Here is a 25,094-nt window from a genome sequence, read left to right on the forward strand (position 1 = left end):
GTTTATGGAATGAGTACAATGGATTGGGTGAGTGTTCTAGAGGCTAGGAGCTCGTGTGCTTTCGAAGCCTCTTTCAATGGCATTTGAAGTGGTTCGGTAGTTTTGATGTCGCCCTTTTCAATTGCCTTAAAGAGGGTCTGGCTCATATGCAAAAGTTCTTGCCGTTTGCGGACATAATGAAAAATCATAGGACGGGAAAGGGTAGCGGATTTCTTGGCCAGCATAGAAACCTCAAAATTTTCGATAGGTCCTGATGATTGTCCAAAATTCACCAAATGACCTCCAAAATCTAGGGAAGCCAGTGAATCGTAAAAAGTATCTTTCCCAACACTATCGTATATGATTCTCAGGCCTGTACCGTTGGTAATATCCATAACGCGGTCATAGACATTTTCTTCCCTGTACCGTATAATATGGTCACAGCCCTTATTTTTTGCGATTTCGGCCTTGACATCGGACCCTACTGTACCCAAAACCATTGCGCCCCTGTTTTTTGCTTCCTGAACCAAAAGCTGACCTACACCGCCTGCAGCAGCATGAACAAGAATAGCATTACCTTTTTGAATCCGGGCCACTTTATTCGCAAGCATTTGTACCGTTAGCCCTTTAAGAATGACCGAGGCAGCGGTAACATCACTAATATCGTCGGGAATGGGGACAGCTATAGCTGCAGGAAGACTTCGTTCAGAAGCATAACCGCCGTAACCGGAAGTAATGTACGCAACACGGTCGCCTATAGAAAAAGAAGTAACCTCACTGCCAATTTTTGTAATGACGCCGGCACCTTCAATTCCAGGAATTCCTGGTAAAGAGAGTGTTTTATATAATCCGGAACGTACATAAATATCATGAAAATTAATACCGATTACCGTTTGCCGAATCACTATTTCATCTGGTTTAGGTGTGATGGGAGAGAGGTCTGTTAATTTTAATACCTCTGGAGCACCATAACTGGATATTTGAATAGCTTTTGCCATATTCTTGTTTTCGGATTAATTATAAAGGGAATATAAAATACTTGCTTTAGGCAAATATAAAAATTAATACTTGACAAAAGCAAGTAATTAATGTAGATTTGGATTATGAGATTAGAAACGATAGATCGGATACGGGCATTCAATAGATATTATGTTAGGGCGATAGGGCTATTGGAGAATACCGTAGTCAAGAGTGGTTTTACGCTTACGGAAGCACACATCATCAATGAAGTGAATGCCACACCGAACACCACGGCAACGGAAATCAATAAAAAGTTGAAGCTGGACGAGGGATATTTGAGCAGGGTAATCAAAAAATTGATTTCTAACTCCCTTTTGACAAAATCACGCTCCGCAACGGACAAACGTGCGTACGTAATTAACTTAACCGAAAAGGGAAGAGCGGAATATCAAAAACTGGATAGTCGTTCTACGGAACTAGTAGCCTCAAATATTAGCAATCTAGATAATAAAGAGACTGTAGAACTTGCCAACCTCATGGATAGGATTCAGTTTCTTTTAGAGAAAAATACTTCGCTAGAGAAGGACGTTATAAGCTGAGCAATTTAGCTACTCTTAAAATTCCGAAACTTCGCGTAACGACATCCTTTATTACCTCTAAAATTACAACCAAAGATTTGGATAGGACGATACTAAAAAATTAATAAGAAGTATTACTTTTATAGAATTATATGTGAGCTTAAGTATTTGTATTAGTGTAATTTAAAATATTACAATTAAAGCTAAAGATTAATAGTCTATATCTGTGACGTGACTGTAAAATAAGCGTTTGACTAAAGCGGATTAATATTAAACGGCTCCGGCGGAACTAACAGATATTTTTTATTTACAACAAATGCTGAATATTTTCAATATTGGCTCTATGATATGAAATAAGTCGGTTCAGAGACAGCTCGTAGCTCAACTGTTTTACCGAATCACTAAGGTCGCTTTTAACGATTTTGTCCAGATTTTCTGTCATTTCATTCACAATGGAATCTATGGTGTTACCAGGGTTCACATGAAGTTTTCGGAGCATTTCGGACGTCTGTTCCTCATGTGTGCAACTAAACTTTACGTAGTTGCTTAATAGATTTTGCATTCTACTCTCTAGAAAACTGATATCGCTCCCGTTAAAATAGTGGTTTACCTGTTTCGCTATGGCATAGAGGTTGCTCATCTCTTTTCCTAATAATTCGTCTTTGGTCATTTTTCCCGTTTAATGTGATGTATTTATATATGTAGTTTATGTATATCACGGAAAATAGACGTTCGTAGCCACTTCGCCGGGCTCATTCCGTAAAAATAGTGACACTGTTACAAGCGGCTTATGAAACCTTCAGACATTACTCATAGAACTCCGCAACATCATCTAACGACTTTCTTTTAATATCCGGCACGTAGGTCGGCGATTTTGGATAGCCTACGGGCAATAATAAAAAAGCACGTTCATTACTGGGTCGGTTTAATAGCTTCGCCAAGAAATTCATAGGGCTTGGGGTATGGGTCAACGTAACTAAACCTGCATTATGAATAGCGGTGATAAGCATGCCACAGGCAATACCCACAGATTCATTTACGTAGTAATTATTCAGTTTTTCGCCTTCATCACCAAGGTCATGCACTTTTTTAAAAACAATGATCAACCAAGGAGCAATCTCTAAAAAAGGTTTGTACATATTCGTACCCATCGGTTGCAAGTCTTTCTTCCATCGGTCGCTCATTCGGCTTTCGTAGCTTTCCTTTTCTTCGGCCTCGGCAGCTTCCTTAATCTTGGTTTTAAGGGCAGGGTTGGAGACCGCACAGAATGTCCAAGGTTGTTTATGGGCACCAGAAGGAGCTGTTGAAGCTGTTTTTATTAAAGTCTCTATAACTTCCTTAGGTACAGGGGTATCCGCATATTCCCGAACCGATCGTCTTTTGTTCAAATGAGAATAGAGTGCCTGACTTTGTTTTAGCAGTTCTTTTTGGGAGAGTACATTTTCTTGGTAGCGTACATGCTTGTGACCGTTAATGATAATATAAGGTTCGGTTGCCATTGCGTTGGTGTATTTATTCAAATGCGTTTCCCAAAGATATCGATTTTTTAAATCCTTGTATTCTAAGCTTTTTCACCTAGGTTTCTTACTATAAATTAAGGTACAACATACACCCGATTTTATTCGCAGTTTAAAACGGTTCATATACAGAGTGATGCTCACCATTGGCTGAAAAGTCAGTTTTAGTCTTAAACTCTATGCTAGTTTTATGTTCTAATGAAACAAATGTAAGGCACGGCCTGGTTGTGCTTCATAAGAATAACACCCCTAAAATTCGATTAAAATGAAGAAATTAAAAAGTAAGTTCAGCTATGCCTCGTTATTGATTCTGTTTCTACTTGTATCCTCTTGTAGCAGTGATGATGTAGATACCACCAGCATTACGGAAGATGAAACGGACACTACGGAAGACAGTAGTGGTATTGATACCAATACGTATATAATGGCAATTGATCCAGATGACGGGGTCTCAATTATCAACCATGATGGTGATACGTTGTTTGAATGGGATATTGACCCTTTGGGTGATGATGCGGAATTACAAAGTGATGGTAGTTTAGTGGCTATTCAACAGACCAATAATGCCAGAATTACTTTTGGTGGTTATGGTGGTAAATTCATAAAGATCAATGCAGATCAGACTACGGATTGGGAGTTCACTTATTCGAGTGATACTTATATTTCCCATCATGATGTCAATTACCTTTCAAACGGCAATATCATTTTTCTTGTTTGGGAAAAAATAGATTCCGATGATGCAATTCAAATGGGTTTTTCGGAAAACTTTGACATTTATCCGGATGCTGTGGTTGAAATGAATCCGCTTACTCAAGAGATAGTTTGGGAATGGCATTTTACAGATCATGTAGTTCAAGATAATGATAGCACTAAAGATAATTATGGGGTAGTAGTAGATAATCCTAATAAAATAAATATTAACTACAACAGCAGTCAAGACGATGGTGATATTACGCATGCAAACGGTCTAACTTTAGACGAAACAAATGACCTTTTGTATATAACCATTAACTATTACAGTGAAGTTTGGGTAATAGATCACAGTACAACTACAGAAGAGGCAGCAACAAGCGATGGTGGAGATTATGGTTTAGGAGGTGATTTAGTATATCGTTTCGGTAATCCGCTTGCATATGATAATATTGGAGATGTAACCTTAAACCGAGTGCATTACCCTAACCTTTTTGATGATGATAAAATGTTGGTTTTCGCTAATAATATATACGATGGGCAATCTGCTATTGTTGAGTATCAATTAAGTCCGCCTTATCAATTGGTAGCTGGCCAAGATAACGAACCCGCAGTTATATGGGAGTTTACGGATCCGGATTTATATAGCTTAACCATTGGTGGCGCTGTGCGTACGAGCAATGGCAATACATTGATCGCAGAAGGCTCCGGAACCATTTGGGAGGTAAATGCAAATGGTGAGGTCTTATGGCAAACTACGGATATAAATAGACCATGGCGTGTGTATGCCTTTGAGATAGACGATCCTGCAATGACGGCATTGGGCTTATAGAAGTGAATTATTTGAGTTTTGTTTAGTTGGTAATTGTAAAAAGCTTTGGTAGAAATATCGAAGCTTTTTTTGTTTCAATAGTTTTCATACATGAGAATTATTTTGCCAATTGGAATTAATTCTAATCTTCAGAAATAGAACAGAAGTATCCTTTTTCAGGTTTGGTGTAAACTATGCTATTTTTTTATACCTCTAAACTGCTACTGCGTTCATGATAACAGCATAGAGCGTTGTTTTTAATAGGTTTGAAAGAGTAGTGGATATTGCAATTGGTGAAAAACTAGATAAGGAGCTTGTAGCATTTAAGAATGACCATACCTATAACGTAAAGTATTTATTTTACAATAGAACATTTAGAAATACCTTCCATTTTAATTATTATATAACAAGGTTTAGGCACTTTTTACCAGCATCACTTAAAATCTGGGTTCACCAAAACTCTACCTTCTGCACGGGCTTTCATATACACTGCTTTAGAAGGTCTTGGACGTATGCGATATTTGGTAGGTAATCCTGTTTCCCTGAAGAAATCGTCTGGAGTTCTTTCCGTAGGAAGTATATCATTGGTGGCCGTTCTTATTTTCTCCAATCTAGATTTCATGTCTTCTAATACGCTACTATATTCTAGGTTACTAGCCAAGTTATTCAGTTCGTACGGATCTTTAATGATATCAAAAAGTTCATCGGTATCTCTAGGGGCTATAAAGCATTTAAGTTGTGCCTCGTTTAACGTCCCTTTTTCTTTTTCCTCAAGCATGCTTTGCCACCCTAATCCTCTAATAATATCCGCAGAAGGCGTATTCGGCAAATCTGCATAGTAATTCTTGATGTATTTGAATTGTTTGGTACGTACCGCTCTGGTATAATCTTCATAATCATGAAAATGGTCTTCGGCATATATTTCATCACGAATCGGTATATCATTGTTCTCCAACAAGGGCATAAAACTAAAGCCATCAAACTCCTGTAAGGGTTCCAATCCTGCCATTTGCATAAAAGTTGGTGCTATATCCACAGCACTTACCAATTCTGTATTGGTTTGCCCGCCTTTAATTTTTGCAGGCCATTTTATAATCCAAGGGGTTTTTATTCCACCTTCGTATAACGTAGTTTTATCTCTTGGAAAAGCCCTTCCGTTATCCGAAACAAAAAGTATAATGGTATTATCGGCTACGTTCTGCGCTTCTAATTCCGCCACAACTTTACCGATATACTCATCCATTCTAGAAACCTCATCGTAGTACAGAGCAAAGTCCTTTTTAACCCCTTCGGTATTAGGCACATAAGGCGGTAAAATCACATCTTCCGGTCCGTGTGGATTCTCAATAATACCTTCATAAAAAGGTCTGTGGGCATCAGCAGAGGCTAACCACGTAAAAAAAGGCTGGTCTTTTGGTCTTTCTTGCAACAGCTTGATCCAATCATCACAACCACTACCATCACCAACTAATCTTCTGTCCAGACCTTTTAATCCAATGTTGTCATTCCATTGCATTTCCCACAATACATTAAAATCATCATTTACATATTCACCCATGTGATATTTTCCGGCCAAACCGGTCCAATATCCTGCATTTTTTAGCTCTTGAACAAAAGTCTTTTTCTCTTCCGGTAATGGCCAGGCCAATTGTTCTGCGTCCGTATTATGCGGGTACAGTCCAGAAATAATACTGGTTCTACTTGGGCTACACGAGCTTGTGGTTAAAAAGGCATTGGTAAACAACATACCGTCTTGTGCCAATTGGTCTAAATGAGGTGTTCTAATATTTTTATGACCGTATGGGCCAATATCATCCCAGTTAACATCATCTGCAATTATAAATACAATGTTGGGTTTTTGGGCGGTTTCGCTTGCTGTTTTATCATCCTGACTGTTTAATAAAAAAGGTAGCAATAAAAAGGAAAAATAAGTAACATATTTACGATAACTCATGGGTACTTAAGGTAAGTTCATATACGAATGTAGGATACATTCAACGGTACAAAATACGTTTAAAAAAAACAATTGTAAAATATACACGTTTTAATTTGTGAATGTTTTGGTTCGTTTTACCCGTTCCACGCTTTTGTTTGATAGATATTTGGATAGTTGTGGTAAATATTAGTTTTCTGTGCGTACACATAAGCAGAAGAAGTTCACGCCAACAGAAGAATTACGAATAGGGTTAAAAAGTAGTAACTTTTTTTTATGGCTTACAGCTGAGCAGCATCAGGGTTATGTTCTATACACCATCATTATTTTGAGACCTAAATGGAACCGTAAAAAAGATGGAGGTTCCTACATTTAACTCACTTTCAACCCATATGGTACCGCCATTGCTTTCTACCATTTCTTTACTTAGGGACAAACCTAATCCCGTACCTTTTTCATTATTGGTGCCATGGGAGGTCTTGGTATGGTTCTTATCAAAGAGATTTGATTGGTTTTCCTGCGCCATACCAACCCCATTGTCCTTAACTTCAATCTGATATTTATGGCTCATTTCAACAACATTAATGTTCACTTTACCATTTTCGTTAGTGAACTTTACAGCGTTACTTATTAAATTTCTTAGTACAATATCTATAAGATCGCGATCACTGAAACTTATGATATTTTCAGGAAGATTGTTCAATAGGGTTATTGATTTTTTAATTGCTAGGGGCTTCATTAGTTCAATGTTTTCATTAACCAATACTCTTAAATCTACATTACTTGGCTTAATTATAGTTCCGTTCAATTGTGTTTTACCCCATATTAAGAGATTGTTGAGCATATCCGATATCCCTTGTATATTGTGGAGGGCCTTTGGTAAAACTGTGTCGATTTGTTCTTTTGATAAACCATTTTCAACATATAATTTTAGTAAGGAATGAAATGAATTTATAGGACCTCTTAAATCATGTGCAATAACCGAGAACAGCTTGTCTTTAGTCTCGTTAGCCTCCTGCAGTTCCGATTCACGTTTAATTAAATCTTCTTGTTTTATTTGTAATTGCTTATTGAGCTTCTTTTGAATTTTATGTGTCTTATTTAAGGATATTAGAAAAATTGCCAATACCACTGATGCTGCAAATGCCGCAAAAATGTATAGCCTCTGTTGCGCAATAGCTGATTTATTTTCTTGGATTAGTAACTTCTTTTGATTTTCAAATTTTATTTCACTTTTAAGAACCCCCAGTCCTTTTTGATAATTCTCTGCAGAAGACTTTTTAAATAATCTTAAATATTCGGTTAAATATTCATATGCTTTTAAGGGTTCTCCTTTTTCATGATAAATTTGGGACAACACTAAATTGGACTCCATTAGATCAGTAAATACTTTTAGTTCTTCGGATATTTTAAGGGCTTTAAGACCAAAATTCTCTGCTTTGTCTAAGTCTAAGAGTCCTAAATAAGACCTTGCCATACCCATATAAGTTCTAGCATAACCAATATTCAAATCAATTTCATCAAAAATTTTCAAAGATTTCTTAAACCATTCTTGAGCTTCTTTATAGTTATGCTGATTAAGAATAATACTTCCTTTTTCCTGATAGCTATATCCTAACCAATCAAAATGATTTGTTTTTTTGAAAATGTTTATACACTGATCCACATTTTTACTGGCTATAGTATACTTTTCTTGCTTATTATACATTACAGCCATATTTAGTAATGTCTGGGCCAGAGCAATATCTAAATTGTTTTTTATACTAATTTGACGTGATTTTTCATTGAATAATAAAGCCGTATCATAGTCTTTATTATCGTCGTACAATAAGGCAATGTTATCATAAATTGCCCCCATCATATAAACATCATTAACCTTTTCAGCAATTGGCAACGCCTCTAGAAATTTGGTAAGAGCTATTCCATTTTTCCCTTCTTGCCATAGCGCAAGTCCTATAAGGTTTAAAGCATCAAGTTTCTCATTTAACAAGTTGTGGGTATTTGCTATAGCAAGAGATTCTTTTAGTTTTTCATTAGCTAAATCTAGATTGCCATTAAATGTATAATAATTTCCTAAACCATTCAATGCACCACACTGTCCTTTAAAATAGCTTAGTTTCTCACTCAATTCATAAGCTTCATCTAGAAAAACTGTTGTGCTATCTGGTACATATAAATAAGAATCATCTCCAAGTCTAATAAGTAAATCTATATACTTTTCACTTTCTGCACTAAAATTTTTGGCCGCTTTCATTCGCTTAAGTTCTGCCAAGTCTTCTTTATACGTATGCTCTGGAATAGAAGTATAAGAAGATGCATAGAATGCTATAATAAGAAGCATTATACAACGAAACTTATAAAGTATAGAGTACTTCATTAATTAATATTGAATTAGGCAGATTTTAATTGGCCTGTTTAATTTTAGATTAATTATAACATTAGACGACTATAACATTATAAAAAGGTGTTGTCAACTTCTTATTATTTAAAAGGATTATTGATCAAACTGACTATGAAAATGTTATTTTCTTTTATATAAGTGAAAATTAAATAAAATATGTAGCGAATAATAAAAAATCTTATATTAATTAAAATGTCCCATGACAATGGTACAAATGGAATGATAAAATATTATAACTCCTATCTACGCGGCTCCCAACTCTTCTTGGCTATTTTTAAACATAGTTAAATTGAATTACCTATTAATTTCTAAAACCTTATACCTTATTTTTAAGAGGGAGACGAAACTATGTAATTGGCAGTCGTTAATTGAGTGCTAATAAAAATTAAATACGCTTAGATGTTAACAAAAGAAAAAATTAAACACTAATTGTAAGATTACTATCTTAACATGTTAATTAATAATGGTTTAATTTATAAAATAAGCATAATGAATACTAATAAATCAGTAATATTCCTATTCGTATATATGTCATTTCAAGTCTGTATTGCGCAGCAAATAGAAAATTACACGAAAGGGGAAATAGAAATTAAAGTCGCTTCTTTTGGATACGAAAATCCTTTAACGGTAGGCAAGGTTGCCGAAGATGGAAACATCCATTTTACTTGGCCCGAAATGAACCTAGATACCATAGAAAATAGTGATATGTACATGACATCAATTCAAGAAATGGCAGGAGGTTCTTTTTGTAAGGACCCTGATGCAGTTTCCTCTAATGATAATGCAAAATTGGTTAAAGTAGATTATATCTACGTACATAAATATGGTCAACGTGTAGGAAGCATAATACCTTCGACACAAAAGGACCAAGAGCATAGAAAAGATCAACTGGGAACGACCCTATATTGGGTATTTAGTGATTCGGAAACTAGTGCAAATACAACTTGTGTAGAAAAAACGGAATGGGAGGGAGCCTACAGTTTTGATAAAATAACCACATATGACCTTCAGTTTTCAAAAGGATGGAATCTAGTGTCCACTACCTTGGAAGAAATGGAAGAGTGGGATAATGGCACAGAAAAGGGCAGTTTGCCAAAAATCATAAAAATTAAATCTGTAGATAAAATTCCGGACAGTATACATTGGTATCTAAACTACTGGGCAAATGATGAGCTATTGGAAAAAGAGCAGCAACTTATGATACTTAAGCCAATTGCAAAGGTAAAATATGAAAATTGGTTACCCAAGAAGTTAGGAAATTTAAAAAGGGCCAGTTTTGAAATCGGTAAAGAATTAGAGCGTTTGCCAACTACGAACAATATAAATATGATTTTTGAAAAAGGTCAGAAAACAATAGACCTTACCATTGTAGATTGCGCTGCTAATAAGGAAGCTTCAAGTGTGTTTACTTTAATGGAGGACATGGCTAGTCGCGATTGGAGGGATGAAAATGAAACAGGCTATAAGAGCGCTTCTAAAATAGGTGATAAACGGGTGATTACTGATTATGACCAAAAGGAGGCAAAGACACTTATTACCTATAATTCTAACCAGCGGTTTACAGTAAAAGCAGAAGCAATAAACCTTACGCCAGAAGAGCTTTGGGAGCAATTAAAAACATTGAATTTGGAGACTTTACTTGAAGACTAAGAAAAGGTTTTAATATTGGCGTTCTACTTTAAAAAAGATTTCATTTGGAGATATTACAAAATATTGATGATGAATAGATTTACGTTGTCTTTTTGTATCTCCAAACTGCCAATCCATTCATAATAATAGCAAAAAGCGAGGTTTTTAGTAGGTGAGGGAGAATATCCATAAAACCAGACCCCTTAAGCATAACCATGTGTATGACTTCTACAAAGTACTTTTTGATATTAAATCCGTAATAAATTGCGCCCATCTTGGCATGCGCTCAATAGGGGAGAACAAACTGATGTTCCTAATCATAGATTGAAAGAGGAGTGGATATTGCAATTGGTAAAGAAGTAGCACCAACCAATGATAGCTAAGTAAAGACAACGGGACTACATTTAATGCCATCACAAATGGTGCTGCGTATTTTGGAACACAAACCACTACATTAATGGTTAAAAAGCCAGGTATAGCTAAAAACAACTATCAATATCGTTTAAAGACGTCAAATACCAACACCCCTTTATGTGCTAATATGACTTCGGATACAGCACTATTAACTGTGCGTGTGCCAACTGTTATCACCAACAGGAGAATTATCCATAGGGTGAAAAAGCAGTAAAATCTTATTATTTCAAATAATTCCTTACTACACCACCTAATTTTTGGTTAAAAGTAGCTGCAAATAATCAGAATTTTGTTTGATAAAATTACTATATTGAATAAAAATAATTCTCATACCAACATTTATGAATCTTCAAGATTTGCACAATCATTCTTCACTTGATATTGCAGAGATAAAGCAAGAAGGTTTAAAAGCAATTGATATACTACATGGTTAGCTTTCCTCTATTTGCAGGTATTGCAGCTTCTGTGCTACATGTTATTTCAGGTCCAGATCATTTAGCTGCAGTTACGCCCTTAGCTATTGAAACCAAGCGTAAAGTTTGGAAAATTGGGTTGTTCTGGGGTTTTGGACATCTAACGGGAATGCTACTAATTGGCATGCTATTTCTTTTGTTTAAAGAGTATATTCCTTTAGAAAAAATATCTGAACATAGTGAGCAATTAGTAGGTATTGTTCTAATAGCTGTAGGAATCTGGGCATTTTTTAGCATCTTCTTTAAACATAAAGGGCACAAACATCCTCATGTTCATGATGGAAAGGAACCTTATATTCATGTTCATGAACACGAACATAATACTAGCAAATTGGAACATTCTCATGCGCATACTAAAAAAGTAAAACAAAACATGTGGTCTTCTTTTGGGATAGGTACTCTTCACGGTCTTGCTGGAATTGCTCATTTTATGCTTTTGTTACCAGTACTTGGGTTTAGAAATCAGTTGGATAGTATGCAGTATATCTTAGGCTTTGCATTAGGTACTGTTTTAGCCATGACGATATATACCTTTCTGTTGGGAAAAATCACGAATTATACAAAAGGGCAAAGTAAATCGCTTTATAAAACCATTCGTCTTTCTGGTGGAGTTTTTGCTATTCTAATCGGTGTCTACTGGTTGTATTTAGGGTATTAAAACTTTAAGGTAGTTATGATAACTCTATGATTTCCAGTGTCTGCGATTATCAATTTATTTTCTTGAGTCACTATTGAAAAAGGCCAGTATAACGAACTAGAAGTTCCGTGCATCGTTTCTTTATTTTCGCTCCCGGTTTTAAAATCGCGTTTTCCAATTACAGCCGTTGCTTTTTCATTGTTGCTTTGCGGAATGGTTTCAAACCATAATATTCTACTATTTCCAGTGTCGTTTACTAAAAGGCCATCTTTATAAAAACAAGCATCATACGTCCAGTTTAATGATTTGGAACTGGGAAATAAACCAAATTGGTTCTGTCCACAAGCATCAAAATCTATTTGACCAATGATAACATCTGCTGGTTTTGACAAAGCTTCATCAGCATTATTCCAAATAAGGTTTCGGTAGAATTGCGTATCCGAGACAGCCATTTGTTTCTTAGAATTTACTTTCACGGAATAGGGCCAAATAGGTTCATTGTTCTCATAATCACGAGTGGTAAAATCAGTTTTTCCGATTACTTTAGCGGCAGCTTTAAAATTCGTTTTCGGAATTTCATTATAGAAAAGAATTCTTCGATTTCCAGTATCTGCAATCCAAAGGCTTTTTCCATCTGAGAATACACCGTAGGGCCAGTTTAAAGTTTTTGCCGTTGGGTCATTTCCAATACCCTTTACATTGGGTTCGTTTGAAGTGAAATCGGGTTGACCAATAACAACATCCGCTGGTTGTCCGTTTCGTGTTGGTAACTCATGCCAAATTAAGACACGGTGATTCCAAGCATCACTCACAATTAAAATGTTGCCATTACTCCATATGCCAGAAGGATATTGCAAAGTATTTGCGGTAACCTTACCACCTGAGTTTCTACCCGTTTCAGAAACATGGGGCTGACCTAATATAATATCGGGTTCTTGGAATTCTGACGTGGGTAAATCTTTCCAAATAAAAACACGATTTCTACCGGTATCAGAAACAAATAAATGGTTTTTGGCTACAAAAACTCCTCTTGGTGCCAAGAAAGGTATTTGCTCTGAACCTTTAAAAATATAAGAATCGGTAACGTGTTTACCTAGTGTTTCAAATTGCATACTAACAGATTCTTGGTAATTGTTCTCCAGGTAACATACTTATAACCCGTTTACCGCCGATATTACTTTCCATTATCACTTGTTTGGGATGTTCTTCTACAACCCTCCCTATAATTCGAGCATTTTTCCCATTTTCATCTTGCTGTAATACAGCTAAAAGAGCATCTGCTTTTGATGCGGAAACGAAGGCAATAAATAAACCTTCATTAGCAACATACAAAGGGTCTAACCCCAATAATTCGCAGGCACTTGCTACTTGTTCGTCTATTGGAAAATCTCTTTGAGATAAGTCAATTCCAATCTCTGAGGATTGAGCAATTTCCTTGAGTACCGTTGCGACGCCACCTCGCGTAGGATCCGTTAGTAAATGAATACTTTCGCCAAACTCTTCTATTAATTTTATAATAGAATGATTTAGGTTGGTCGTATCACTTTCTATTTCAGAATCAAACTCTAAACCTTCGCGAACAGACATAATAGCCATTCCATGGGAAGCGATATTTCCACTAATAATAATTTTATCTCCTATAGCTATATTTTTAGCACTAATGTTGGCTCTAGGATGTATAGGGCCAACGCCGGAAGTATTGATAAATATTTTATCACCCTTTCCTTTTTCAACAACTTTGGTGTCTCCGGTAACCACCTGTACACCTGCTTTTTCGCAAGCAAATTTTATAGCTACAAGAATATCCCAAAACTCTTTTACAGGAAGCCCTTCTTCAATAATAAAACTTAATGAAAGATATTTGGGAGTAGCACCGCACATAGCCAAATCATTGATTGTTCCGTTAATGGCCAATTCACCTATATTTCCTCCAGGAAAAAAGATGGGAGAGACTAAAAAACTATCTGTAGAAAATGCAGTTTTACCATTTAGTTCTATAAAAGCACCATCATGACGTTCATCAAGAATTTCATTACTGAGTAAGTCAAAAACCCCGCTATCTAAAAGTTTATTTGTAAGTACACCGCCACTTCCATGACCCAGAGTGATAACATCAAATTCAAGTTTGGGCATGGGGCATTGTAGCTGCATGCGTATTTTATTTTTCTCTGACATTTAGATTTATTAAGCTTCTACTAGACCGGAAAAGTGGTAGTATGCCGCGCAGGCACCTTCACTACTAACCATGGGTGCGCCTAGCGGATTAGTAGGTTTACAGGTTTTGCCAAATTGAGTGCATTCAAAAGGTTTTTTAATACCTTTCATAATCTGACCCGAGATACATAAAGGATTTTCTGGAGCCTCTTCTATGGTAACATTATATTTAAGCGTGGCATCAAATTGGGCATACTTTTCACGAACGCCATATCCACTATCGGGAATTTCACCAATTCCTCGCCACATTTGATTTCGAATTTCAAATACTTCGTTAATTACTTTTTGAGCCTCAGGGTTACCCTCTTCACGAACAATACGTGCATATTGGTTTTCAACTTCAGATTTACTTTGCTCTAATTGCCGGATGACCATCAAAATACCTTGCAAAACATCCAAAGGTTCAAAACCGGTAACAACAATAGGCACTTTATATGCTGCAGATATGGGATAATATTCTGAATTTCCCATAATGGTGCATACATGACCTGCCGCTAGAAATCCATCAATTTTACTTTCTTCATCATCAATCACTGCTTTCATGGCCGGCGGAACCAATACATGAGATGCCAAAATAGAATAATTATTAACTCCTCTACGGTAGGCATGAATAACAGATAAGGCATTTGCCGGTGCTGTAGTTTCAAAACCAACGGCAAAGAAAACTACTTCTTTATCGGGATTGTCCTCTGCAATTTTTACAGCTTCTAAAGGAGAATATAGAATACGAACATCCCCGCCTTCAGCTTTAGCTTCCAACAGGTTTTTTTGGGAACCCGGCACACGGAGCATGTCTCCAAAAGAACAAAGAATAACTCCTTTTTCTAAGGCAAGATATATTGCTTTATCTATAAGATTTAAAGGTGTTACACAGACCGGGCAACCAGGCCCATGAATCATAGTAACCTTATCTGGCAACATTTCAATAATACCGTTTTTCACAAGGCTATGTGTTTGTCCGCCACACACTTCCATAATAGACCAAGGTCTGGAAACGGTTCTTTTTATTTCTTCTAAAATTTTTTTTGCTAACTCTGGGTCACGGTATTCCGACATATATTTCATAGTTCGCTATTTATCGGTTTTAGGTAAATACTCATCTACATCTTCTAGGTCTCCTAGTTCGCCAATCTCTTCGAGATATTTGAATGTTTTTTGTGCTTCTTCCTCATCTACTTTACTAATAGCAACACCAACATGAACCAATACATAATCACCTATATCTGCATCGGGGAGCATCTCTAAACTAGCTTCTTTGGTAATACCGCCAAAAGAGACTTTAGCCATACGTACCCTACCGTCATATTGTAGTTCAATACTCTTAATTTTACCTGGAATTGCTAAACACATAATTCAGTTTTTAATATGATGATAGTAGCATAATTGTCCGAACGAAATGTTCTCATCATTACTAGACAATATACGATTAAATTTTGACTTGATCCCTTGTTTTTGCGATAGCTGCGACAGTTTTTCTACTAAAATCGAATTCTGAAAAACACCTCCGCTACAGGCTATTGTTTTGTACGCATTTTGCTTAGCTATTTTTAGAATAATCAAAGCAAGGGTATAAATAAAACTATTCGCGATTCGTGATGTAGAAATACCTTCTGATTTTGCTTTCTGAATTGATGAAATCAAGGTTTTAACGGGAACATACTCGAAGTCTACATCAACCAGGAAATCAATAAAATCATTGCCTTTATAGTTCTTAGCCATATTCTCTAAAAGCATGGCAGCTTCTCCCTCATAGGTAGCTTTATCAATAATATCCAAAAGGGACGCAACAGCATCAAACAGTCTACCTACGGAAGAGGTTTTTAGATTATTATTTTCTAACATCTTGTTATATATTTTCCATTCTGTTTCTGAAAATTTTGGTTTGATCAGTTCTCTTTCAGATTTCGGAAGTATACTAATTAATGATAAACGTGGTTCTTTAGCCATTTTATCTGCCGCCATCCAATCTACATATTCAAAATGGGTAAGGCGTTCTATTTTTTTATTTTCATAGGTGAAAAATTCGCCACCCCAAATAGCATTATCATCTCCTAAGCCTGTACCGTCCCAAATAATCCCTAGTATTTTTTCTTTGGATTCAAACAAGCCATGTTCTCCTAAAACACTTGTAAAATGAGCTTTATGATGCTGAATTGAAATTAACTTAGCATTCCATTTTGCGGCAAGTTCCAATCCTAAAATACTACTTTGATATTGTGGATGAGAATCTATTAGAACCACATCCGGCTGAGTTTGAAAAAGAGCAATGTATTTTGCTATACTTTCTTGATAACGGGTTAAAACATCATAGGTATCTAGATTTCCAAAATACGGACTTATGTACGTATTTGTATTAGGCGCGAAACCTAACGTACTTTTTAAATGAGCACCCATGGCAATCATTCTTTCATTACTGGAAAATGATGCTTTCAAATAATTAGGAGCAAGTCCTCTGGAACGTCTTAATATGATTTGCTGCTCACCAGCAAAGCGGACTACTGAATCGTCTTGTGGAAAGGAAATTACTAAATCGTGGTGAAGGAAATAATCAGCAACTTTAGATAGTTTTTCAATGGAATCGGTCTCCATTGAAATTATAGGAGAACCATGCATGTTTCCACTCGTGGCTATAAGCGGTATTTTTACTTCATCTATCAAAAGGCTAAGTAAAGCTGATGAGGGGAGCATTATTCCTAATTGGTTTAGTCCCGGAGCGATACTTTCTTTTTCTAAATCTTGAAGGCTTTCTTTTGGATTTAAAACTACTATAGGACCTACCGAAGAGGTCAGCGCTTGTTCTTCAAATTTGTTTATTTCAAATTCGGTTTTGATTTTTTCAATGGAAGGATAGAGTAGTGCAAAGGGTTTTGTTGGGCGCTGCTTTTTTTTTCGTAACCGCTCTATGGCTTCTTTGTTATTTGCGTCACAACACAGCATGTATCCGTTAGTGTTTTTGAGAGCAATAATGTTTCCTAACAAGATAAGTTCAGAAACCTTTTTGATAATTTCAGAGGAATCCGTGGTTATAAGTTTTCCGTCTGCGGCTGAAAGTTTCAGTTTAATTCCACATCCTTCGCAGCTATTGGTTTGTGAATGAAACCGTCTATCATAAGGGTTGGCATATTCTGTTTTGCAATTATTACACATGGCAAAAGCAGACACTGTGGTGTTTGACCTTTCAAAAGGAAATTTTGTTGTAACCGCATAGCGTGGTCCACAATTAGTACAGGTGGTAAAGGCATAGCCAAATCGTCTATTGTTTACATCTCTTATTTCAGATTTACAAGATTCGCAAATTGCGAAATCCGGGGTTAGAGGAGTGTTAATTTGATGATTTGTTCCTGAAGGAATTATTTTGAAATCATCATGATTTTTAAAGGTGGTTTCTGAAATGAAATGCGATTGAATAATGGAAATTTTAGGAGCTTTTATAAGAATAGCCGCCAAGAATGCTGTCGCTTTCGCTTTTGATGAATTTATATGGATTAATACGCCATCCTGGTTATTACAAATAGAACCTTTCAATTGAAATTCATTTGCCAGACCATAAACAAAAGGTCGAAAACCGACACCCTGCACTTGACCTGAAATTGTAATTTGAAAGGTTTTAGTCATGTGATAAAATTAGCCTTCGCAAGGAGGTAGGACTTGTGAAGTCTGTTTGTAGATGCCTATCCTTTCTTCAATTGTATCTTTTCTAAAAGCCAATCACACCATTCGTCAATGCCTTCGCCTTTAAGTGCTGAAATTTGAAGTACTTCTATTTCATGATTTACCTCGCGGGCATCCTTGATTACTGCTTCCACAGAAAAAGGGACGTAGGGCAATAAATCTGCTTTTGAAACCAACATCATATCACTCGTAAAAAACATTTTTGGATACTTTTTAGGCTTGTCATCACCTTCGGTTGTTGCCATTAGGGTTACCCGGTAATCCTCACCTAAATCAAATGAAGACGGGCAAACTAAATTACCCACATTTTCTATAAAAAGTAAATCTATATTCTCTAAATTAAATTGATCAAGTACTTGATGAACCATTTGTGCTTCCAAATGACAAATTCCACCAGTTACAATCTGTAAAGCCTGAATACCTGTTTGCCGAATTCGGTCTGCATCCCGTTCCGTTTCTAAATCACCGACCATAACGGCCATCTTTATTTTATCTTTTAGTTTTTCTGCGGTTTTCTCCATTAAAGTAGTTTTTCCACTACCTGCAGAAGATGTGATATTTATTAAAAGGGTACCGGTTTTGGCCATTTCCTTTTTTATAATATTTGCCACAAAATCGTTTGCTTTAAGCAAGTGAATGTTGGTGTTTTCACATTGCACCGTACCACGTGCTGCTCTTGTTGATTTTTCTACCATTTTTTTCTTTTTCTAGGAGCCGATAGGACTCGAAAATCTTTTAAATCTATATTTTATATCTACTAACCCAGCTAGGGCTCAATCTTCAAATTCTACTTTATGAATTAGCATTTCTTCACCTTGAATAACATTCTTACTGGGCCTTTCACAATTCTCACAAATAAACCGGTAGTTCTGAACATTGGTAATATGGTTGCAGACTTCGCATTCTATTTTTAGACTGGTAGATTCAATATGCAATTCTACATGGTGATAACCAGGATTTGATAAGTGATAAGCACTATAGGCATTATGTAAAAGGCGTGGTTCTATATTAGATAGAACACCAACTTTCAGGTAAATACCCTTCATTTTATTCAACTTATCAGCTTCAAACTCTTGTTCTAAAGTCCTTATTATGCTATTTACAATAGATGTCTCGTGCATTAAATTAAACTTTTTACTTTTTCCAGTTCCTTCAAATGATCTTCTGCCTGAGAAATTAAATTTTCGTCTTTTATTAAGTTTTTGACTTCCTGAGCTTTGGATCTCATTTCCGTGTATTTTTTTACTTCTTCGGAGCTATCTTCATTGTGTGTAAGCCAACCTAATTCTAATTGATTCAACAAAGTCAAAGTACGTTCAAATGGATAATCATTTGCCGTACGAATTTCAAGAGCTTCGTTAAACAGACCTGCTGCCTTTTCTAAATTATTATGAATTTTAGCCGGTGGAAAATGCATTAATGCTGTGGCGTAATTATGACTTGCCATTGCATATTCGTACGGATGTTCATCCTTGGTGTAAAACGCTAAAACCTCTTTAAAAGAGGAGGCACAAAAGGCCGTCCACATAGGTTTTTCATCTGAGCCTACAGGAATTTCAGAATAAATCAAAGCTAGGTTGTGATGTACATCTGCAAATTTCTGAGGATGTGTATCTCGTTTAAAAACCTTCAAAACATCCTGAAAAGCATTAATAGCGGCTTTGTAATATTGAGGACTCCCATTCTTTGACCAAGTGTATAGAAGAATAGCTTTTTTATATCCTGCTTCTCCTAAGAATTCAGGAATATCCTCTTTTTTGAAATACTGAATTGCTCTATTAATAAGCTCTTTGGAAGCAATAAAATCTTCTTTAAAATTGGCAACTTCTGCAGCATCAACCAAGAGCATACCTGCTTGAACGTTCAATCCCTTTTCCTCAAAATGTGTAATAGATTCAAGTTGCAATTCATGAACTTCATCTAACTTTCTAGAGCTGTAAGGCACTTGTAATTGTGCCATTAAAATTCCTGCTAAATGGGTCTTCATAGCATTTTTTGCATTATCAGATAAGGCAATCTTATGCTGTTCTTCTGCAAATTGTTTGGCGAGCTCCAACTCTTGTAAATCTAATAATAAATTTAGATAGTGTTTTGCTGTAAATACTTTGATTTCATCATTATCTGCTTGCGCTAATGCTTTTGAAAACAATTCTTTCAGTTCACTGTACTCTAGTAGGTTTTCTGTATTACCATAGTAATTTAGAATTGCACAATTGTGAGCGGAGGTGTTGTAACAGAAATCAATCATATTGGTTGAAATTTCATAACCAAAATGCAAGTGCGTTGCTATTAAGAGGTGATGGTACAACATAGATTCTTCTGAAACAAATTCAAAAGCTGTTTGATGATTCCCTAGTTTATAATAGACTAATGCAAGAAGATTTTCTCGCGTGAACGGTATTTTAGGAAACACATAAGGAGGTTCCAAATCATACCAGTCCAAAGGAATTGTAATTTCCTCCTCGTCTATTATCAAGATTTTTAAATCTTTATAAGTACCTGTTTCCTTAGCTACCGTAACCAATTCATCTAGCCTTTCTACAGCTAGAATTGCTTCTTGAACTTTATGGAAAGCCTTAATTGTTGTTAATATCGTAAGCATCTTTATCTACTTTTTGTGTGCCTCGTGCGTCTTTTGCCGCAGTTTGCTGCATGCTTCTTCCATAAATCTCAGCTAGGCGTTCTGTTCTATAATTTCCAATAGTGTGAATTAAAACTTGATTGGGATCTTTGGTATTGATAAAGAGTAGCGAAACTTCCCAACGGCCTTTTACTGGAGTAACCTTATATTGCACTTCAGCATCTAAAAGCCAATTGTTTTTTTGTTTCGTCATGAAATGTTCACCTTTATCAAATTGGTTTTATCAATAATTTCATACTCCAAATCCTTATCGGTCATATTCAAATTATTATCAATAAGTATCTCTCGTACGGCAAGGGATTTATCACCCTTTAAATTACGTGATTTTAATAGAAATTGAGTTGGTTTATACATTTTAACAAACCACTGACTTGAGACGGGAGTGATTAAAATTTTCCCTTGTTCTTTTACATAGGTAACATAGGCATAATGAATTTCCCCAAAAATGGGTTCAATCAATTCAGAGTCCAAATTAATATGTGAAGTTTTTAAGGTTATTTTAGAGCTCACGTAGGTACTGATAGTTTTAAATCTTCCAAGATGTGTTCAACAATCTTATTTCCGGCATCTTTTACGACATCACTTAAATCTACTTCCAATTTCGTGTTTTCTATCGCTACCAAATACACTTGAATGTCTTCTGGATATTCTTCTCGTAATATCTTTTTGGTATAGGATAACGCTTGATCCCATTTCATACCATGAAGAAAAACCAAGGGATCCTCTTGGGGGGCCTTTAGAACTTCTTCTGCAGGAACCTTAAATAAAGTACCCACAGGTTCATTACTGTTTAAAACCGCATCAACAAGAATAATCTTATCGTGCCCTTTTAGCCCGAAGAGAACTTCAAAAGCAGCTGTTCCCATATCAAAAATACTGATGTCTTCAGATGTACCTAATTTTTTACGCAGTTGTTCAATTACATAGATACCCACTGCGTCATCACTCCGTACCGGGTTTCCAAAACCCATTATTGCCGTCTTCATATAAATTTGATTTCTGTACAAGTGAAAACTTTCCTAAGGTTGTCCTTAGGAAAGTCTAAATAAAATTACTTTTTATATATTATAATTTGAATCGTGATAACTCAACACCACTTTCTGCATCATGAGCATGTACCGTACATACCAAACATGAATCAAAAGATCTTGCTACAATACCTACTTCTACGGGATCTGAAGGGTCTTCAATAGATGTACCCAATAAAGCCGTTTCAATAGGCCCAGGATTATCATCACCATCTTGTGGACCAACATTCCAAGTGGTTGGCGCCATTACTTGATAGTTCTTGATAACACCATCTTTTATTTCGATCCAATGGGCTAGGGCGCCACGTGCAGCTTCGGTCGCCCCAAAACCTTTGCCATCTTTTTCTACAGGTTTTATGTAAAACTCACCATCTAAATCTATTTCAGACAACCATTGCTCTATGAACTTATAAATTCTAGGTGCTTCATGAACTCGTGCTAGTACTCTGGTAAATACACTTGGTCCTAGCTTTTTCATAATATCCCCAAACAAAGGGTCTTGAATCTGATGATCTTTATTTGCTGGGTTAGCATTCATAATTACACGGGCCAACGGTCCTGCTTCAGCAGCGTGACCATCATAACGAGGTGCTTTTGACCAGCTATATTTTTCATCAAAATTACTGTCATGCAATGTTTGTGATTTTGTTGGTGTAGGCAATGGCTCATCCCATGGATGAAGACCATCTTCTTGGTCTTTATACCAAGAATGTTTAACGTGCTCGCTTATTTTCATATGGTCAAATTCATGATAGTTTTCACCATCAAAGAATCCGCTTGAAGAAATTAAAGCTGCATTTCTACCTTCAATTGTTGGGTTGTTGTACATGTCTTTATGCAAGTACGTTCCTGTTGCCAAGAACTTGCCAACACCTTGGCCAAACTTATCCAGCCCAAATTCTATACCAGCTCTGATCAATAGGCCTAAATCACTATTTTTCTGTGACTCGTTCTCATCAACCCAATCTAACATATCGTCCCAAGTCTTGATTTCCATATATCGCTCAATAGAGCAACCCAACCAAACAGGTTCTAACCAATCATTTTTAAACTGTGTTAGAATGGCATGAGCTCTTGTAATATCCTTTAATGTTGGCGCGCACATAACACCTCCTGGAACCATATAACTTGAGTGTGGCCATTGACCACCAAATAAGGCATATATCTGAACCGGTAGTCCACTTGCGGTCAATCCTACTTGGAAGGTTTCACCAACATAAGCAGACCAGCGTTTAACTACTTCCTTGTACAAAGGTTTATCGGCATATTTTTTATTCGCTAAATCTGTAGCAAAAATGGCATAGAACCAACGTGGGATACTTTGTAGCGTTTCAGAGGCTTGCCCTATCGCTCTTAACAAAAGAGCATTAGGAGTCAACTTCGTCCCCCAAGCAGTGTCTAAGGCAGAAGAAGCACAATACAAATGAGAACCTCCACAAATACCACAAATTCTAGGAGTAACAATAAGCCCTGATTGTGGGTCTTTGCCTTCCATAATTTTTTCAAAACCTCTGAACATTGCAGCTTGTGTATGGGCACGGGTAACTTTACCGTTGTCGATATATACTTTTACATCTAAATCGCCCTCCACACGTCCTACTGGGGAAATATTTAATTCTGTAATTGACATTTTATTGAATGTTTTAAATTATTTGGAGGTTTCCGTAATCGGTTTATTGGTAGGCATAACTTTTTGGAAACCTGCCTCCATATAATAGGCCAACTTGGTTCTTCCTTCGGGAACTTCTTTCGGGAAGGTGCCTAGATATTTCATAGTATTAAAAACGCTTCCTTTTTTCAGATCATGATGAGGAAAACCGGGTTCGGTACAACCTAAGCAAGGGTGATTAGATCTGGTTTTACTAGATTGTCTGTTCCAAAGAATATTATTACAACTTGCTCTGGTCATTGGACCCCTACAACCTACTTCATAGAAGAGACATCCACCACGACGACCAAAGCCACCATCAACCTTTTGGGCAAAATTGGTTACGTTGGTACAGCCGTCTTGAACAAAGTTTGTAAAAAACGTTTTAGGCCTGTGATAATCATCAATTAAAACATCTCCGATTCTACCAACAGAAATAGCAACTAGAATTTGAGTAATCCAATCAGGGTGGGCCGGGCATCCGGGAATGTTAATTACGGGCAAGCCTCCTTTAGATACATAATCAGCACCTAAGAAACCGCCTTTGTTCTTTTTAAGAAATTGCAAACCGGTAGATTCACTTGGGTTTGGTGCAACCGCATTAATGCCGCCCCATGTAGCACAATCACCAATAGCCACTACATAACCAGCTACTTTTGACAGGTCTTTTACCCAATCCATCATCGGTCGGTCAGCAAAAAAGTTCATTGTACCTGTGTTGTCCGGTCCTTGAATAATGGAACCTTCATAAACGAGAATATCCATCTGTACTTTTCCAGAAATAATATCCTTCAATAGGTCTTGAACTTGGTCCCCGATCTGTAACCCAGTGGTGGGGTGCCATAAAATGTTTAATCCGAAGTCTGTGATGAGTTCAACCACAGTGGGTTCTTCGGCATTCAAAAAGGACATGGTGTTTCCACTACATGCGCCTCCTTGTAACCATAGTACATTTGCCATAAGTTATGAGATTATTAATTTAACACTTTTAAAGTATGAATATGTTATGGATTTAGCAATTTTATTAGATTATATGGAATGAATCTAGATAAATTATTTAATTTTTCATGAATATGATAAAATGAAATAGGGTGAATCATAAGGCTAAACCTACAATTTTTGAAGTACTTGAAAATACATCAGCCCAAATTATAGGTTTAATACACACATAAACAGCTTGTTAGGTGATACTATAACTTTGCTAGGGTAGGTAATTGAAATTTTTGCTTGAAATTAATGGTTTAATAAAAATAATTTCACCTAAAGTGTTAGCAAAACAAAAAAACAACATTAAGAGTAAATCCTAAAAGATTCATTATAAACGCATTAAACCTATAATCTAAAGAAAACCTGTATAATTTCTGTTTGTATTTGTATTATTTCAGTTCTCTATTGCACAGCAATTACAAACGGATTTACCCAAATTTGAAAATTATAAGAAAGGAGAATTAGTGATTAAAGTAGATCCTTTTGGCGGAAAAAACCCCATAACCATAAGTAAGGTTGCCCCAGACGGAACTATGCCTACGAAGAATAATGTATATTTTTTATTTGAAAAAGGAGACAGAAAAATAAAGGTGACCATTGTAGATCGTGCGGATTATAAAAAAGTAGCAAGTATGTATACCTTAATAGAGGATATGGCAAGCCGTCATTGGAGGGATAAAACCGAGACTGAGTATAGAAGTGCTGCTGAAATTGATAATACCCGTGTGATGACCGAGTATTATGAAAAGGAAGCAAAAACCACCTTGAATTATAACGCCAACCACCGGTTTTTAGTTATGGCAGAAGCCATAAATAGCACTCCAGATAAACTTTGGGAACATTTAAAAGCATTGAATATAAAGAGTTTGTTAGATTGATAAT

The 25,094-nt window shown here is 36.2% G+C and carries 24 protein-coding genes; 5 read left to right on the top strand and 19 right to left on the bottom strand.

The annotated features are described in order from the left end of the window. Positions 1 to 2: 2 nt before the first annotated feature. Positions 3 to 977 (bottom strand): quinone oxidoreductase family protein, encoded by a 975-nt coding sequence (locus IWB64_RS15880; RefSeq protein WP_194534940.1) that lies wholly within the window; start codon positions 975 to 977, stop codon positions 3 to 5. Between the two features lie 105 nt (positions 978 to 1,082). Here IWB64_RS15880 and IWB64_RS15885 point away from each other — a divergent pair, with 105 nt between their 5' ends. Then, a complete protein-coding gene (locus IWB64_RS15885; protein WP_226975912.1) occupies positions 1,083 to 1,538 on the top strand; it encodes a MarR family winged helix-turn-helix transcriptional regulator in 456 nt (151 codons plus the stop codon). A 286-nt stretch (positions 1,539 to 1,824) separates the two neighbouring features. On the opposite strand, the gene IWB64_RS15890 is transcribed toward IWB64_RS15885, so the two are convergent. Together IWB64_RS15890 and IWB64_RS15895 are read right to left on the bottom strand one after the other, a co-directional pair. Further along, positions 1,825 to 2,187: a hypothetical protein gene (locus IWB64_RS15890; protein WP_194534941.1), complete on the bottom strand. Its 363-nt coding sequence runs from the start codon at positions 2,185 to 2,187 to the stop codon at positions 1,825 to 1,827. 136 nt (positions 2,188 to 2,323) lie between these two features. After that, positions 2,324 to 3,016 carry a nitroreductase family protein gene (locus IWB64_RS15895; RefSeq protein WP_194534942.1) on the bottom strand — a complete coding sequence of 231 codons (693 nt, stop codon included), beginning with the start codon at positions 3,014 to 3,016 and terminating at the stop codon, positions 2,324 to 2,326. A 283-nt stretch (positions 3,017 to 3,299) separates the two neighbouring features. Between IWB64_RS15895 and IWB64_RS15900 the strand changes: the two genes are divergently transcribed. Continuing rightward, positions 3,300 to 4,556, top strand: a complete 1,257-nt coding sequence (locus IWB64_RS15900; RefSeq protein WP_194534943.1) for an aryl-sulfate sulfotransferase — start codon at positions 3,300 to 3,302, stop codon at positions 4,554 to 4,556. Positions 4,557 to 4,968: 412 nt separating this feature from the next. On the opposite strand, the gene IWB64_RS15905 is transcribed toward IWB64_RS15900, so the two are convergent. Both IWB64_RS15905 and IWB64_RS15910 read right to left on the bottom strand, forming a co-directional pair. Beyond that, positions 4,969 to 6,489, bottom strand: a complete 1,521-nt coding sequence (locus IWB64_RS15905; RefSeq protein WP_194534944.1) for a sulfatase family protein — start codon at positions 6,487 to 6,489, stop codon at positions 4,969 to 4,971. Between the two features lie 289 nt (positions 6,490 to 6,778). After that, positions 6,779 to 8,809 (bottom strand): tetratricopeptide repeat-containing sensor histidine kinase, encoded by a 2,031-nt coding sequence (locus IWB64_RS15910; protein ID WP_194534945.1) that lies wholly within the window; start codon positions 8,807 to 8,809, stop codon positions 6,779 to 6,781. 549 nt (positions 8,810 to 9,358) lie between these two features. On the opposite strand from IWB64_RS15910, the gene IWB64_RS15915 reads away from it, so the two are divergent. After that, a complete protein-coding gene (locus IWB64_RS15915; RefSeq protein ID WP_194534946.1) occupies positions 9,359 to 10,519 on the top strand; it encodes a hypothetical protein in 1,161 nt (386 codons plus the stop codon). A 207-nt stretch (positions 10,520 to 10,726) separates the two neighbouring features. Here IWB64_RS15915 and IWB64_RS20460 read toward each other — a convergent pair whose 3' ends face one another. Continuing rightward, a complete protein-coding gene (locus IWB64_RS20460) occupies positions 10,727 to 10,987 on the bottom strand; it encodes a hypothetical protein (RefSeq protein WP_226975913.1) in 261 nt (86 codons plus the stop codon). Between the two features lie 351 nt (positions 10,988 to 11,338). Between IWB64_RS20460 and IWB64_RS15925 the strand changes: the two genes are divergently transcribed. Then, positions 11,339 to 12,043, top strand: coding sequence for an urease accessory protein UreH domain-containing protein (locus IWB64_RS15925; protein WP_194534947.1), 705 nt, complete (start codon positions 11,339 to 11,341; stop codon positions 12,041 to 12,043). Here the strand turns inward: IWB64_RS15925 and IWB64_RS15930 are convergent. The 13 genes from IWB64_RS15930 to IWB64_RS15990 form a co-directional block, all read right to left on the bottom strand. After that, a complete protein-coding gene (locus IWB64_RS15930; RefSeq protein ID WP_194534948.1) occupies positions 12,040 to 13,134 on the bottom strand; it encodes an NHL repeat-containing protein in 1,095 nt (364 codons plus the stop codon). The genes IWB64_RS15925 and IWB64_RS15930 overlap by 4 nt on opposite strands. 1 nt (position 13,135) lies before the next feature. Continuing rightward, positions 13,136 to 14,197, bottom strand: coding sequence for a hydrogenase expression/formation protein HypE (gene hypE, locus IWB64_RS15935; RefSeq protein ID WP_226975914.1), 1,062 nt, complete (start codon positions 14,195 to 14,197; stop codon positions 13,136 to 13,138). A 9-nt stretch (positions 14,198 to 14,206) separates the two neighbouring features. Beyond that, positions 14,207 to 15,301, bottom strand: coding sequence for a hydrogenase formation protein HypD (gene hypD / locus IWB64_RS15940; RefSeq protein ID WP_194534949.1), 1,095 nt, complete (start codon positions 15,299 to 15,301; stop codon positions 14,207 to 14,209). 6 nt (positions 15,302 to 15,307) lie between these two features. After that, on the bottom strand, positions 15,308 to 15,586 hold the full coding sequence (locus tag IWB64_RS15945) for a HypC/HybG/HupF family hydrogenase formation chaperone (protein WP_194534950.1): 279 nt from the start codon (positions 15,584 to 15,586) through the stop codon (positions 15,308 to 15,310). A gap of 3 nt (positions 15,587 to 15,589) precedes the next feature. Next, positions 15,590 to 17,851, bottom strand: a complete 2,262-nt coding sequence (gene hypF / locus IWB64_RS15950) for a carbamoyltransferase HypF (RefSeq protein WP_194534951.1) — start codon at positions 17,849 to 17,851, stop codon at positions 15,590 to 15,592. Positions 17,852 to 17,907: 56 nt separating this feature from the next. Next, entirely contained in the window at positions 17,908 to 18,603 is a 696-nt protein-coding gene (gene hypB, locus IWB64_RS15955; RefSeq protein WP_194534952.1) for a hydrogenase nickel incorporation protein HypB, read from the bottom strand. Between the two features lie 78 nt (positions 18,604 to 18,681). After that, the gene (locus tag IWB64_RS15960; protein WP_194534953.1) at positions 18,682 to 19,029 is read right to left on the bottom strand and encodes a hydrogenase maturation nickel metallochaperone HypA/HybF; all 348 of its coding nucleotides are present in this window, start codon (positions 19,027 to 19,029) and stop codon (positions 18,682 to 18,684) included. Next, positions 19,029 to 20,510 (bottom strand): hypothetical protein, encoded by a 1,482-nt coding sequence (locus tag IWB64_RS15965; protein ID WP_194534954.1) that lies wholly within the window; start codon positions 20,508 to 20,510, stop codon positions 19,029 to 19,031. Before IWB64_RS15965 ends, IWB64_RS15960 begins: the two co-directional genes overlap by 1 nt. After that, complete coding sequence (locus IWB64_RS15970) at positions 20,485 to 20,742, bottom strand: hypothetical protein (protein ID WP_194534955.1); 258 nt, start codon at positions 20,740 to 20,742, stop codon at positions 20,485 to 20,487. The genes IWB64_RS15965 and IWB64_RS15970 overlap by 26 nt, the downstream gene beginning before the upstream one ends. Continuing rightward, positions 20,739 to 21,059, bottom strand: coding sequence for a hypothetical protein (locus tag IWB64_RS15975; protein WP_194534956.1), 321 nt, complete (start codon positions 21,057 to 21,059; stop codon positions 20,739 to 20,741). The genes IWB64_RS15970 and IWB64_RS15975 overlap by 4 nt, the downstream gene beginning before the upstream one ends. Then, positions 21,056 to 21,535 (bottom strand): hydrogenase maturation protease, encoded by a 480-nt coding sequence (locus IWB64_RS15980; protein WP_194534957.1) that lies wholly within the window; start codon positions 21,533 to 21,535, stop codon positions 21,056 to 21,058. Before IWB64_RS15980 ends, IWB64_RS15975 begins: the two co-directional genes overlap by 4 nt. A gap of 79 nt (positions 21,536 to 21,614) precedes the next feature. After that, a complete protein-coding gene (locus tag IWB64_RS15985; RefSeq protein ID WP_194534958.1) occupies positions 21,615 to 23,207 on the bottom strand; it encodes a nickel-dependent hydrogenase large subunit in 1,593 nt (530 codons plus the stop codon). Between the two features lie 18 nt (positions 23,208 to 23,225). Then, entirely contained in the window at positions 23,226 to 24,185 is a 960-nt protein-coding gene (locus IWB64_RS15990) for an NADH-quinone oxidoreductase subunit B family protein (protein WP_194534959.1), read from the bottom strand. 491 nt (positions 24,186 to 24,676) lie between these two features. Between IWB64_RS15990 and IWB64_RS15995 the strand changes: the two genes are divergently transcribed. Next, positions 24,677 to 25,090, top strand: coding sequence for a hypothetical protein (locus IWB64_RS15995; protein WP_194534960.1), 414 nt, complete (start codon positions 24,677 to 24,679; stop codon positions 25,088 to 25,090). Positions 25,091 to 25,094: the final 4 nt, after the last annotated feature.

It is taken from the genome of Zobellia nedashkovskayae (genome assembly GCF_015330125.1).
GTDB lineage: Bacteria > Bacteroidota > Bacteroidia > Flavobacteriales > Flavobacteriaceae > Zobellia > Zobellia nedashkovskayae.